Genomic DNA, 12552 nt, shown 5'->3' on the forward strand with positions numbered 1-12552 from the left:
TCTATTAGTCAATATTATCAAATTCATCTGCCTCCGGTTGCGGAAATAAGGAATATTTAATTGAATGTTTAAGTTTGACAGATTAAAAACCTCACGGATCTCTCCGTGAGGTTTGTTTTACTCAGATGCTGAATGGCGTTTCGCAAGGACGTCAAGCACGTCGTCCAAAGGAAGCGACTGCTCACGCAGAAGAACGAGCAAATGATACAGCAAATCCGCCGCTTCCCATTTTAATTCTTCATGGTCGCGGTTTTTCGCGGCAATAATAACCTCTGCGGCTTCTTCGCCGACTTTTTTGAGGATTTTATCGACGCCTTCCCGAAACAGATACGTTGTGTAGGCTCCGTCAGGCATCTCCGCCTGCCGTTTGGCGATTACGCTTTCCAGTTCGTTTAAGATGCCGAAACGGTCCTGCGCGTCCGCTTTTTCCGGAGAAAAGCAGCTGTAACTTCCCTTATGGCAGGCGGGTCCTGAGGGCTCCGCAAGCACGATGAGGGCATCTTGATCGCAGTCATAACGGATGGCTTTCACCTTTTGGGTATTCCCCGACGTCGCTCCTTTATGCCACAGCTCCCCGCGTGAACGGCTGTAAAACCAGGTTTCTTTCGTTTCTATCGTTTTTTCGTAGGATTCACGATTCATATAAGCCAGTGTCAGCACTTCTTTGCTTGCCGCATCCTGTACGATGGCGGGAATCAGCCCGGCCTCGTCAAACCGCAGTTCATCTGCCCGTTTCATCTCACATTCACCCCGTGTTTCTTCATATAATCTTTCACTTCTTTTATAGATGTCTCTTTATAATGGAAAATGGAAGCTGCAAGCGCGGCGTCCGCTTCACCGATCGTGAAGGCTTCAAGCATATGGCGCGCGCTGCCGGCTCCCCCTGACGCAATGACGGGCACCGGGACGGCACGTGTGACAAGCTGTGTGAGCGTATGATTAAAGCCTGTTTTCTCACCGTCTGCGTCCATGCTTGTCAGCAGGATTTCACCCGCTCCCCGGCTGACGGCTTCTTTTGCCCAGGCCGTGACTTCCCACTCGGTTTTCTGTCTGCCGCCGTGTGTGTACACTTTATAGCAATCCGAATCTTCGTCATACTTTGCGTCAATCGCCGCGACGATGCATTGCGAGCCGAAAAAATCCGCTCCTTCCGTAATCAGCTCGGGGCGGAGAACGGCCGCTGTATTAACGGATACTTTATCAGCGCCGGCGCGAAGCATTCGTTTCATATCGCTTAATTGATTGATTCCGCCGCCGACCGTAAACGGAATCGCCAGTTTTGCCGCAACCTGTTCTACGACGTCTGTCATCGTCTTGCGGCCTTCGTGAGAGGCGGAAATGTCGAGAAAAACAAGTTCGTCAGCGCCCTCCCTGTCGTAGGCTTCGGCCAGCTCGACAGGATCGCCCGCATCTTTCAGCCCGAGAAATTGAATGCCCTTGACGACGCGTCCTTCTTTCACATCGAGACACGGAATGATTCGTTTCGTGATCATGCGTCCTTCACCCCGCTGAGCGCTTCAGCCAATGAAAATTGTTTTGTATACAGCGCTTTTCCGATAATCGCTCCCGATACGCCGGCGTCTTTGAAGCGGGCCAGTGCTTTGAGATCGGCGACTGAGCTGACTCCGCCTGAAGCGATGACGGTTTTTCCCGTTGCTTTTGCGAGCTGAACGGTGCTTTCGATGTTCGGTCCTGACAGCATGCCGTCAGTTGCAATATCCGTGAAAATGAAGGTTTCCGCTCCTTCGGCCGCCAATTCACGGCCCAGATCGGCCGCCCTTACCAAGGATGTTTCCAGCCAGCCTTCCGTCGAGACATATCCGTTTCTTGCATCAAGGCCGATCGCGATTTTGCCGCCGTATTGTTTCAGCATGCTCTTCACAAATGCCGGATCGGATACGGCCGAGCTGCCGAGAATGACGCGATCAACGCCTTGTGATAAATAACCGTACACATCCGCTTCAGAACGGATCCCGCCGCCGATCTCGACTTTGATATCAAGCTGCCGCGCAATGTCAAGAACATGCCTGTCGTTTACTTTCCTGCCTGCTTTCGCGCCGTCAAGATCCACGAGATGAATCCACTCGGCACCTTCTTGTGCAAATTGCGCCGCCATGTCTAAAGGAGAGTCACCGTATATCGTTTCCTTGCCGTAATCGCCTTGGATGAGGCGGACGCATTTGCCGTTTCTCATATCGATTGCCGGATATAATGTAAAAGCGTTCATTTCTTCACCTTCTGTTCCGCTGCCATTTTTGTAAATTGCGTTAAGATCGCCATTCCGGCTGTACCGCTTTTTTCCGGGTGAAACTGTGCACCGAAGACATTGCGTTTCCCGACGACCGCCGGAACACGAACGCCGTACTCAGCGCTTGCCAGAAGATCGCCGTCTTCCATCCCGTCTATATAATAGGAATGGACAAAGTAAACGAAGCCTTCTTCCGCTTCCGAAAGCAAAGGAGACGTTTGGTGAAACGTCAGCCGGTTCCAGCCCATATGCGGCACCTTCAGCTTGTTTCCTTCGGCATCTCTGTCTTTGAGTCTCACAGCTTTTCCGGCTAATAAACCAAGTCCTTTTGCAGAGCCGTTTTCGGTGCTTTCTTCGAAAATGAGCTGCATGCCGAGGCAGATGCCGAGGAGCAGCTTACCCTCGTCAACCATACGGTGTATGAATTGATCAAGCTTTGTGCTGCGTAAATTGTCCATGGCATCACTGAATGATCCGACACCGGGAAGAATAAAAGCATCCGCTTTTTCAAGCTCTTCCGGCCGGTCTGATACGACATACGGGACGCCGACGCGTTCCAGCGCCTTCGATACGCTGAATAAATTGCCCATACCGTAATCAATTACACCGATCATTTACAGCATTCCTTTCGTAGACGGCACACCCTTGACGCGCGGATCAAAGGATGACGCTTCATCAAGCGCTCTGCCAAGCGCCTTAAACACGGCTTCTATCATATGATGAGTATTCGTGCCGTAATGAACGATGACGTGCAGATTCATTCTCGCTTCCAGCGCCAGTTTCCATAGGAATTCATGTACCAGCTCGGTATCAAACGTTCCGACTTTCGCTTGCGGAAATGCAGCGCGCATCTCAAGGTGCGGCCGGTTGCTCAGGTCTACGGCGACTTGGGCGAGCGCTTCGTCCATCGGTACTAGCGCTGATCCGTATCGTTTGATCCCTTTTTTATCACCGAGCGCCTCCAAAAAAGCCTGCCCTAAACAGATGCCGATATCTTCAGTCGTATGGTGATCATCTATCTCCGTATCGCCTTTTGCGTCAACAGTTAAATCGAATTGCCCGTGCTTTGTGAACAAATCAAGCATGTGAGTCATAAACGGCACATCCGTGCTGATGTCGGCTTTTCCTTCTCCGTCTATTTCGAAAGCCAGCTTAATATCCGTCTCATTTGTTGTTCTGGCGCGTTCCGCTTTTCTCATCGGTCATTCCTCCGTTTCTCGCTTCAATCGATCTTGCGTGCGCTTCAAGCCCTTCCAGTCTCGCGAAGGCGGAAATGCTGTCCGCGTGTGTTTCAAATGCCTTCCGGCTGTATGAGATGATGCTCGATTTCTTTTGAAAATCTGTTACATTCAACGGGCTTGAAAACCGCGCCGTTCCGTTTGTCGGCAAAACGTGATTCGGTCCGGCAAAATAATCGCCGACCGGTTCAGCGCTGTATCGTCCTAAGAAAATCGCCCCCGCGTGTCTGATGCTTCCAAGCAAAGCCTCCGGCGAATGCGTCATGATTTCTAAATGCTCGGGCGCCAGCGCATTCACCGTGTCCACCGCATCTTCCATCGATTCCGCGATAAAAATGCGGCCGTGATCCCTGATCGACGCTTCGGCGATTTCTTTACGCGGCAGCGTCTGAAGCTGTTTATCCACTTCATCTGCCACCGCTTCGGCAAGCTTCCGTGAGTCGGTGACAAGCACGCTTGAGCTGAGCGTATCGTGTTCGGCCTGTGAAAGCAGGTCAGCGGCGACTTCTTTGGGCACCGCCGTATCGTCCGCCAGAACCACGATTTCACTGGGCCCGGCAATCATGTCAATATCCACAACACCGAAGACTTCACGCTTTGCGAGCGCTACAAATATATTTCCGGGGCCCGTGATCTTATCTACAGGCTGTATCGTTTCGGTTCCGTAAGCGAGCGCGGCAATCGCCTGCGCGCCTCCCGCTTTGTAAATTTCCTTTATGCCGAGCTCAGACGCCGCCGCCAGAACGCCCGGTGAAAGGCGGCCATCCTTTCCCGGAGGACTGACGAGAACGATCCGTTCCACTCCCGCAGCGAGAGCGGGGATGACATTCATTAAAACGGAAGACGGATAAGCGGCTGTCCCGCCCGGCACATATACGCCCGCGGAATCGAGCGCCGTTATTTTCTGCCCGAGCATCGTGCCGTCTTTGCGATGGTAAAACCAAGAAGATTGCAGCTGGCGTTCGTGATATTCTTTAATATTGGCAATCGCCTGTCTGATCACTTTTAGCAGCTGATCATCAAGCAGACGGTATGCCTCGGTGATTTCCTCTGCGCTCACGGCCATTTGGTTCAGGCTGATGCCGTCAAATGTTTTTGTATAGGCCAAAACGGCTTTGTCACCGTTTTGTCTGACGTCTTCAATAATCCCCCTGACGGTTTTCCGCTGCTCTTCGGTTCCGCTGTCGATGGAACGCTTCAGTGAGAGTCGCTCGCTTCTATATACTGCGGTTATTTTCATTTTGCCGTTTCTCCTTCCACAACTCTGGCCAGCCTGGCCGCCATTTCGTCGATTACATCATCCTTCATGCGGTAGCTGACCGGATTGACGATAAAACGCGATGTGATGTCACAAATATGTTCTGATTCAACGAGACCGTTTTCCTTTAATGTCCGCCCGGTTGATACGATATCTACGATTCTGTCAGCAAGCCCGATTAAAGGCGCCAATTCAATCGAACCGTTCAGCTTAATGATTTCCACCTGCTCGCCCTGCTCTCTGAAATAACTTGACGCAACATTCGGATATTTCGTCGCGATCCTCGGGGCGACTCCGTTCCAATCCGCTCCGGGAAGCCCCGCAACGGCGAGATGGCATTTGCTGATTTTCAGATCGAGCACCTCATACACGTCACGCTCTTCCTCAAGCATGACATCCTTTCCGGCAATACCGGCATCAGCGACGCCATGCTCGACATAAGTCGTCACATCCATCGGCTTTGCCAGAATAAAGCGGAGATTTTCTTCAGGAACGTCAATGATCAGTTTTCTCGATTCTTCAAACTCCTCGGGCAGCCTGTATCCGGCCTGCCGCAGCAACCCGGCCGCTTCTTCGAATATCCGTCCTTTTGGCATTGCCATTGTGAGTACCTTACCCATTCTGCTCTTCCTTTCTGGCACCGATAAAGTATGTGACGTTTGCGAATGATTTTGTCATATGATCGATATTTTCAATGCCCGCCAGATCCTGCAGGACGACTTTTCTGCCTCTCGCCCTTTCTTTCTCCGCGAATAAAATGGCCTGCGCCCGCTGCTCCTTGCTGAAAATCACAGCGTCCGCTTCACTAGTTTCTTCCTGGATGCCGAGCGCTTCAATCAGCCTGTCGATACGGAGCCCGAAACCCGTGGCGGGAGCGGGACTGCCGAAATGGCCGAGAAGATTGTTATAGCGTCCGCCGCTTCCGATGACAAAACCGACATTGGCCGCATACACTTCGAATAAAATTCCCGTGTAATAACTCATATGGCTGACCATATTCAGATCAAGGCGAATATGCTCGGCACAACCGTAATCCTCAAGAATGTCCCACAGGTCTTCCAGCTCCTGAATCAAGCTTTGACCGGAGATGCCGATGATCTCCTCCGCCTTGGCGCAGATCTCTTTCCCGCCTCGCAATTCCAGAAGTGCGAGCAGCCGGCTTTTGTCTATTGAAGAAAGCGGAAGCGATTTGACATGTTCCCTGTATCCCACGTAATTCTTTTCAAAGAGAAAGCGCCGCAGAACATCCGCCCGCTCGGCATTGCCCAAAACCTCGACAAACAGCTCATCAGCGAGTCCGGCATGGCCGATCGCGATTTTAAATCGGTGCAATCCCGCGTTTTTCAAAGCGCCGGCCGCCAGCGCAATCACCTCGGCGTCCGCGCTTGTTGATCCGTCGCCGATCAGCTCCGCGCCGACCTGTTCAAATTCGGCCGGGCGTCCGCCTTCCCGCTCCTGAGCGCGATAGACGCTTGCCGCGTACCCCGCCCTGAGCGGATGATTGTGTTTGTGCAGCTTAGACGCCGCCACCCTGGCAATCGGTCCGGTCATGTCAGGCCGAAGCACAAGCGTTTTTCCGTCCTGGTCGAGAAGCTTAAACAGCTGCTGTTCTTCAATGGCTGACTGGACGCCTACTGTTTCATAGAATTCAAGGGTCGGCGTCTCCATAAACTGATAACCCCATTTATCAATTAAATCCGTCAGTGTGGAACGGACTTTTTTCTTTGCTTCGTATAAACCGGGCAGCGTATCTCTCATGCCATGCGGTTTCTCAAACATAAACATTTGCCTTTTACACCTCCGCTTTTTCTGAAGGAAAATTCCGAATCCTTTAGTTCACTAATATGATAATATGTTAGCAGATAAAAGAATGAATTGCAACGCCCAATGTCCGCCTATTCTTTTCCATAAACATGGCTAAAGAATGAACAAACCTGTAAACATATCGGAACGATCGAATCATATTGAGCAGAAGTGCTATAATACATAGAATAGCTTCATCAGAACAAGGGAGAGTAATAATGAAGACGCTTGGAACATTATGTGTGCTGATTCTGACAGCCATCCTTGTCTATCTCGGGTATAACATCTATACAAACGATATTCATTTGAATTTTTTTAATCAGCAGTCCGACGAGCCTGATGAGAAAACACCGTTAAAAGGGAGCGCGTCACCGCTGAATGTCGTTCTGTACAGACAGATGGATTCTCCCAGACTGTACAATGGCTGTGAGGTGACAAGCCTTGCCATGATTTTGAACAATGCCGGATATCATGTGTCAAAAAATACATTGGCGGATAAAATCAATAAAGTTCCGCTCACATACAGCAGCGGGCTGAAGGGAGATCCGAATGAAGGATTTGCCGGAGATATGGAAAACGGCCCGGGTTTAGGCGTTTATCATGAGCCGATTGATAAACTTGCCAAAGAATATGCGGGAAACAAAGTATACGATCTGACGGGAAAAGACATTTCTTCAGTGTACCGCCAGCTTGAAAAAGGGCGGCCGGTCTGGGTGATTACCACCACATCCTTTAAGCCGGTTGATAATATGCAGACTTGGAATACGCCGAACGGAAAGATCGACATTACGTTCAGCATGCATAGCGTAGCCGTCACCGGTTATGATCACGATTATGTATACGTTAATGATCCTTACGGCTATAAAAACAGAAAAACAGACCGATCTGACTTTGAAAAAGCCTGGAAGCAGATGGGCAGCCAGGCCATTGTGATCAAGTCATAAAAAAACCCCGCTGACGTTAATCAGCGGGGTTTTCCATTCTTTTTTTCATTTCTTCGTCCGTATAAATCACCTGCATCGGATTTCCTCCGACAAACGCCCCGGCCGGGACATCTTTGTGCACCAGCGTGCCGGCTGATACAACGGCTCCGCTCCCGATGGTGACGCCGGGCAGAATGGTTGTGTTTGCCCCGATCATCACCTCGTCACCGATTGTGACAAAACCGGTCCGGTACTCATGTATTAAATATTCATGAGCCAAAATCGTCGTATTGTAGCCGATGATACTGTTTTTTCCGACAGTGATTTTTTCGGGAAACATGATATCCGGCATCACCATCAGCGCGAATGACGTCTGTTTTCCGACATTCATTTTCAAAAAGGTTCGGTACAGCCAGTTTTTCACGCTTAAAAACGGCGTATACCTTGCGATCTGAATGATGATGAAATTTTTCATCACCTTCAGAAAGGGAACCGTCTGATAAACATGCCACAATGAATTTGCACCTGAAACCGGATGGCGGTCTGTTTTTCTCACGGATTACTTCACTCCGGTGATGTGCAATAAATCACTCATTTTCTCGAGCATATAATCGGGTTCATAGGCGGAAAGCGTCTGTGCGCCTTTAATCGTCCACGCGACGCCGGCTGTTTTCGTGCCGGCGTTTTTGCCCGCCATGACATCGTGATAATTGTCACCGACCATTATGGCTTCCGACGGATCGCACCCAAGCCGGCCGAGAGCAAGCCGCACAGGCTCGGGGTCAGGCTTCGGATGCTTTACATCATCAAGCGTGACGACAGTATCGAAAAACGCCCCGATGCCTGTCAGCTTCAATCCCATATTGACTGTATCCCTCAGCTTCGTGGTGACAATACCGAGCTGATATCCCGCTTTTTTCAATTCATCCAGCGTTTCATAAACCGTTTCGTACTCCGTGACGAGCTCATCGTGCTTTTCATGGTTGAATGCTCTGTACATGCTGATCATGTCATCGCACTTTTCGGCATCAATGCCTGAAAACGTTTCGTACAGAGGCGGGCCGATAAACGGAAGCACATCTTCCCTTTTGAACTGCCCCGGGCAATAATGATCAAGCGTATGAAGGTAAGAAGCGATAATCAGTTCATTCGTGTCAATCAGCGTGCCGTCTAGATCAAATAAAATGGCGGTTACACGTTTATCAGTCATCTTATGTCCTTTCCGATTTCAGGCGTCAGTCCGTGTCAGCATACCGCTTATCGGCATACCCCTTCATGCGTCTGAAAATCATTAAAATAATCGCAAGTACAATCAGCACAATGGAAATGACCTGCGCGATCCGAAGCTGGCTCGTAAGCATCAGGCTGTCCGTCCGCATTCCCTCAATAAAGTATCTGCCGATCGAATACCAGATCACATACGTCAAAAACAGATCGCCCCTGCGCAGGTTCACGCGGCGGAGCAGAAGCAGAATCACGACGCCCGCAAAACTCCACAGCGATTCATACAAAAACGTCGGGTGATAATATTGTCCGTCTATGTACATCTGATTAATGATGAAATCCGGAAGATGCAGACTTTCCAAAAATGACCGGCTGACCGCTTCACCGTGAGCCTCCTGGTTGATAAAGTTCCCCCAGCGCCCGATGGCCTGGCCAAGCAGAATACTCGGCGCGGCAATATCCGCCAGCTTCCAGAATGAGATGCCTCTTACTTTTGAAAAGACGATTCCCGTTGCGATCGCGCCAATTAATCCGCCGTGAATCGCAATGCCGCCTTTCCAAATTTTAATGATTTCCCCGGGGTGTTCCGAGTAATAGCTCCACTCGAAAAGCACATAATATGCCCTTGCGCAAATGATTGCGATCGGGATGGCGAAAAGAACAAGATCAATAAAAATGTCCTTTTTCAGCCCCCGCTTTTCACTCTCCCTCATGGCCATCCAAAGCCCTAATAACGCGCCCGCGCCGATAATGATGCCGTACCAGTGCACGGATAATGGCCCGAGCTGCAAGGCAATCGGATTGATTGGTGTTCCTGCTTCATTCATATCATTGCCAACTCCTATTCGTCTTGTTCGCCGTCCTCAATGACATCCGCCAGCTTATTCGTGAATTGCTCGGCAGCATTTAAGCCCATCCGCTTCAATCTGAAGTTCATCGCCGCAACTTCGATAATAACGGCGAGATTCCGCCCCGGGCGGACGGGAATGGTCAGTTTTGTAATTTCCGTATCAATGATTTTCATTTTTTCTTCTTCAAGTCCGAGACGGTCGTATTGTTTCCCTTGCTCCCAAAGCTCAAGGTCCATGACGATTGTAATTCTTTTATTGCTTCTGACGGCGCCCGCTCCGAACAGCGTCATGACATTTATAATGCCGAGCCCCCTGATTTCGAGCAGATGCTCAATCAGATCAGGCGCGTTCCCGACAAGGGTATCCTGATCCTCCTGCCGGATTTCAACGCAGTCATCCGCGACAAGACGATGGCCTCGTTTGACAAGCTCCAGCGCCGTTTCACTTTTACCGACGCCGCTTTTTCCCGTAATGAGCACGCCGACGCCGTATATATCCACAAGCACGCCGTGAATGGCGGTTGTCGGCGCGAGACGGCTCTCAAGAAAATTCGTCAGCCGGCTTGACAGCCTGGTTGTTTTCAGAGGGGATCTGAGCACAGGCACACCGTTTTGCTCGGAAGCTTCTACAAGCTCCGGCGGGATCGGCATATCTCTGGAAAGTATGATAGCAGGCGTCACATCGGTGCACAGCGATTTCATCCGCTGTTTCTTATCTTCCTCGGGAAGCTGATCGAAAAATGACAGCTCCGTTTTTCCTAAAAGCTGCACCCGTTCTCTCGGGTAATATGTAAAATAACCGGCGATTTCAATACCGGGCCGTGATAAATCACTCATCGTAATCGGGCGGTTAATCCCTTCTTCTCCGCTGATCAATTCTAAATGGAACTGCTCCATTACGTCTTTGGTCCGAACCTTTGCCAAGATATGTTCCTCCTGTTCTGGGATGTTCCGAGCTTTGAACAGTTATATTTTATCACTTTACCGTCTGAACCAAAACAGATTTATACAATTCCGGCATAACTGGTCTAGATAACTAGTCTGAAAAGGAGTAAAATAAAACTAACAACTAACCAGAAAGGCGTGTTTTAAAGTGGCTGAAAGCTTGTTAATCAGCGGTGCGAACATCGTAACAGAAGAAGAAATCATCCGAAACGGATTTCTCGGTATAAAGAACGGCATCATTTCTTACGCGGGGAAAACAAGACCGCAAGAAACGTATGAGAAGGAATGGAAGGCGCCCGAGGGTTCATATGCGCTTCCTGGAATGATTGATATTCATATTCACGGCGGATACGGCGCGGATACGATGGATGCTGATGTTGCAGCTCTTGATACAATGTCCGCCCGGCTGCCCGAAGAAGGAACAACCTCTTTTCTAGCGACAACGATCACACAACAGCACGAAAACATTGAAAAAGCGCTCGTCAACGCCAAAGAATGGACGTCTTCCTCACCGCAGGCCCAAAAAGGCGCTGAGTTGATCGGCATTCATTTAGAAGGACCGTTTGTCTCTCCGAAAAAGGCGGGAGCACAGCCGAAACAATGGATTACTCCTGCTGATGCCGGGCTCTTTCAGAAATGGGAGCGGCTCTCGGGAGGGATGATCAAAATCGTGACGCTTGCGCCGGAAGAAGATCCTGATTTCAGCCTGATCCGTTATTTAAAAGACCAAAACATCATCCCGTCAATGGGACACACAGACGCAGGAGCCGAGCTTTTAGAAAAAGCGGCGGATGCCGGGGCAGTGCATATGACGCACCTCTTCAATGCCATGAGCTCCTTTCATCACCGTGAGCCGGGGGGCATCGGTACGGCTCTCGCCTGCGGCCGCATCACGGCGGAGCTGATCACCGACGGCATTCATTCCCATCCTTTGGCCGTTAAGCTTGCCTATTTGGCGAAAGGAAGCCAAAACCTGATCATGATTACAGACTCCATGCGGGCAAAAGGGCTTAAGGACGGAGAATACGAATTCGGCGGACAAAAAGTCACCGTTCGCGGGGACACGGCGCTTCTCTCTGACGGGACGCTGGCCGGTTCCATTTTAAAAATGAATGAAGGCGCAGCGCTCATGCGCAGGTTTACAAACTGCTCATGGCCGGATATAGCAAATATGACATCGGCAAATGCGGCCCGCCGCCTCGGCATATTCGACCGTAAAGGAAGCATCGCCGAAGGAAAAGACGCCGACGTTGTTCTGACGGACGGAAAGTGCGGCGTGCTGGCCACGATTTGCCGCGGAAACACCGCATATATCTCAAGGGAGGCAGATTGGACATGAACGTTATCACATGCAGACATTATGAAGAATTAAGTGAAAAAGCCGCATCGATTATCGCTGAAACAGTGAAACAAAAGCCGGATGCCGTTCTCGGCCTTGCGACGGGGGGCACCCCTGAAGGCGTATACAAAGAACTTGTGCGGATGCACCGCTCAGAAGGCTTGTCATTCCGGAATGTCACGACGATCAACCTTGATGAATACGCCGGGCTTTCTCCCGAGGACAAAAACAGCTATCATTATTATATGAATACACATTTTTTTGCACATATCGACAGCCGAAAGGACCGCCACTTTCTCCCTGACGGACGGGCAGACGATCTTGATGCCGAATGCGGACGCTATGACCGATTGATTCAAACACTCGGCGGAGCGGATATACAGCTTTTAGGCATCGGACACAACGGCCATATCGGCTTTAATGAACCCGGGACGCCATTTGAATCCCGAACCCATGTCGTTGAGCTGAATGAAGAGACAAGACAGGCGAATGCGCGGTACTTTCCGTCAATTGATCAAGTCCCTGTAAAAGCCCTGACAATGGGGATCGGGACGATTTTGTCCGGCAAACGGATTTTGATCATGGCATCCGGAAAAAGCAAGGCCCAAGCGATGAAGCAGCTTCTGGACGGGCGCATCAGCGAAGCATTCCCCGCCTCCGCCCTGCACGCGCATCCGGATGTGACGGTCTTGATTGATGAAAAGGCTGCGGGCGGCGATTGAAA

The 12552-nt window shown here is 50.5% G+C and carries 15 protein-coding genes; 3 read left to right on the forward strand and 12 right to left on the reverse strand.

The window, feature by feature from the left end:
- Positions 1-117: 117 nt before the first annotated feature.
- The 8 genes from hisIE to SB847_RS13165 are packed head-to-tail and all read right to left on the reverse strand — an operon-like array spanning position 118 to position 6529.
- Positions 118-738 (reverse strand): bifunctional phosphoribosyl-AMP cyclohydrolase/phosphoribosyl-ATP diphosphatase HisIE, encoded by a 621-nt coding sequence (gene hisIE / locus SB847_RS13130; RefSeq protein ID WP_032876234.1) that lies wholly within the window; start codon positions 736-738, stop codon positions 118-120.
- Entirely contained in the window at positions 735-1493 is a 759-nt protein-coding gene (hisF, locus tag SB847_RS13135) for an imidazole glycerol phosphate synthase subunit HisF (RefSeq protein ID WP_039253705.1), read from the reverse strand. The genes hisIE and hisF overlap by 4 nt, the downstream gene beginning before the upstream one ends.
- On the reverse strand, positions 1490-2227 hold the full coding sequence (hisA, locus tag SB847_RS13140; protein ID WP_410563712.1) for a 1-(5-phosphoribosyl)-5-[(5-phosphoribosylamino)methylideneamino]imidazole-4-carboxamide isomerase: 738 nt from the start codon (positions 2225-2227) through the stop codon (positions 1490-1492). Before hisA ends, hisF begins: the two co-directional genes overlap by 4 nt.
- Positions 2224-2862, reverse strand: coding sequence for an imidazole glycerol phosphate synthase subunit HisH (hisH, locus tag SB847_RS13145; protein ID WP_029973526.1), 639 nt, complete (start codon positions 2860-2862; stop codon positions 2224-2226). The genes hisA and hisH overlap by 4 nt, the downstream gene beginning before the upstream one ends.
- Positions 2863-3447, reverse strand: coding sequence for an imidazoleglycerol-phosphate dehydratase HisB (gene hisB / locus SB847_RS13150; protein WP_410563715.1), 585 nt, complete (start codon positions 3445-3447; stop codon positions 2863-2865).
- A complete protein-coding gene (hisD, locus tag SB847_RS13155) occupies positions 3413-4726 on the reverse strand; it encodes a histidinol dehydrogenase (protein WP_410563717.1) in 1314 nt (437 codons plus the stop codon). The genes hisB and hisD overlap by 35 nt, the downstream gene beginning before the upstream one ends.
- On the reverse strand, positions 4723-5364 hold the full coding sequence (gene hisG, locus SB847_RS13160; RefSeq protein ID WP_015387648.1) for an ATP phosphoribosyltransferase: 642 nt from the start codon (positions 5362-5364) through the stop codon (positions 4723-4725). Before hisG ends, hisD begins: the two co-directional genes overlap by 4 nt.
- Positions 5357-6529 (reverse strand): ATP phosphoribosyltransferase regulatory subunit, encoded by a 1173-nt coding sequence (locus SB847_RS13165; protein WP_410563720.1) that lies wholly within the window; start codon positions 6527-6529, stop codon positions 5357-5359. The genes hisG and SB847_RS13165 overlap by 8 nt, the downstream gene beginning before the upstream one ends.
- Before the next feature lie 236 nt (positions 6530-6765).
- On the opposite strand from SB847_RS13165, the gene SB847_RS13170 reads away from it, so the two are divergent.
- Entirely contained in the window at positions 6766-7491 is a 726-nt protein-coding gene (locus tag SB847_RS13170) for a C39 family peptidase (protein ID WP_007614029.1), read from the forward strand.
- A 16-nt stretch (positions 7492-7507) separates the two neighbouring features.
- Here SB847_RS13170 and SB847_RS13175 read toward each other — a convergent pair whose 3' ends face one another.
- The 4 genes from SB847_RS13175 to hprK are packed head-to-tail and all read right to left on the reverse strand — an operon-like array spanning position 7508 to position 10468.
- Positions 7508-8026 carry an acyltransferase gene (locus SB847_RS13175; protein WP_007407438.1) on the reverse strand — a complete coding sequence of 173 codons (519 nt, stop codon included), beginning with the start codon at positions 8024-8026 and terminating at the stop codon, positions 7508-7510.
- A 3-nt stretch (positions 8027-8029) separates the two neighbouring features.
- Positions 8030-8680: a pyrophosphatase PpaX gene (gene ppaX / locus SB847_RS13180; RefSeq protein WP_410563723.1), complete on the reverse strand. Its 651-nt coding sequence runs from the start codon at positions 8678-8680 to the stop codon at positions 8030-8032.
- Between the two features lie 25 nt (positions 8681-8705).
- On the reverse strand, positions 8706-9521 hold the full coding sequence (gene lgt / locus SB847_RS13185; RefSeq protein ID WP_007614032.1) for a prolipoprotein diacylglyceryl transferase: 816 nt from the start codon (positions 9519-9521) through the stop codon (positions 8706-8708).
- A 14-nt stretch (positions 9522-9535) separates the two neighbouring features.
- Positions 9536-10468 (reverse strand): HPr(Ser) kinase/phosphatase, encoded by a 933-nt coding sequence (hprK, locus tag SB847_RS13190; protein ID WP_003151456.1) that lies wholly within the window; start codon positions 10466-10468, stop codon positions 9536-9538.
- Between the two features lie 169 nt (positions 10469-10637).
- Between hprK and nagA the strand changes: the two genes are divergently transcribed.
- Both nagA and nagB read left to right on the forward strand, forming a co-directional pair.
- Positions 10638-11828 carry an N-acetylglucosamine-6-phosphate deacetylase gene (gene nagA, locus SB847_RS13195; protein ID WP_410563728.1) on the forward strand — a complete coding sequence of 397 codons (1191 nt, stop codon included), beginning with the start codon at positions 10638-10640 and terminating at the stop codon, positions 11826-11828.
- Positions 11825-12550, forward strand: a complete 726-nt coding sequence (gene nagB, locus SB847_RS13200) for a glucosamine-6-phosphate deaminase (protein ID WP_410563731.1) — start codon at positions 11825-11827, stop codon at positions 12548-12550. The genes nagA and nagB overlap by 4 nt, the downstream gene beginning before the upstream one ends.
- Positions 12551-12552: the final 2 nt, after the last annotated feature.

Origin of the sequence: Bacillus sp. SIMBA_026, assembly GCF_046535335.1 — a bacterium.
Lineage (GTDB): Bacteria > Bacillota > Bacilli > Bacillales > Bacillaceae > Bacillus > Bacillus velezensis.

Coding starts and splice junctions, on each gene's coding strand:
- hisIE (WP_032876234.1), bottom strand. CDS start 738: ATGAAACGGGCAGATGAACTGCGGTTTGACGAGGCCGGGCTGATTCCC.
- hisF (WP_039253705.1), bottom strand. CDS start 1,493: ATGATCACGAAACGAATCATTCCGTGTCTCGATGTGAAAGAAGGACGC.
- hisA (WP_410563712.1), bottom strand. CDS start 2,227: ATGAACGCTTTTACATTATATCCGGCAATCGATATGAGAAACGGCAAA.
- hisH (WP_029973526.1), bottom strand. CDS start 2,862: ATGATCGGTGTAATTGATTACGGTATGGGCAATTTATTCAGCGTATCG.
- hisB (WP_410563715.1), bottom strand. CDS start 3,447: ATGAGAAAAGCGGAACGCGCCAGAACAACAAATGAGACGGATATTAAG.
- hisD (WP_410563717.1), bottom strand. CDS start 4,726: ATGAAAATAACCGCAGTATATAGAAGCGAGCGACTCTCACTGAAGCGT.
- hisG (WP_015387648.1), bottom strand. CDS start 5,364: ATGGGTAAGGTACTCACAATGGCAATGCCAAAAGGACGGATATTCGAA.
- SB847_RS13165 (WP_410563720.1), bottom strand. CDS start 6,529: ATGTTTATGTTTGAGAAACCGCATGGCATGAGAGATACGCTGCCCGGT.
- SB847_RS13170 (WP_007614029.1), top strand. CDS start 6,766: ATGAAGACGCTTGGAACATTATGTGTGCTGATTCTGACAGCCATCCTT.
- ppaX (WP_410563723.1), bottom strand. CDS start 8,680: ATGACTGATAAACGTGTAACCGCCATTTTATTTGATCTAGACGGCACG.
- lgt (WP_007614032.1), bottom strand. CDS start 9,521: ATGAATGAAGCAGGAACACCAATCAATCCGATTGCCTTGCAGCTCGGG.
- nagB (WP_410563731.1), top strand. CDS start 11,825: ATGAACGTTATCACATGCAGACATTATGAAGAATTAAGTGAAAAAGCC.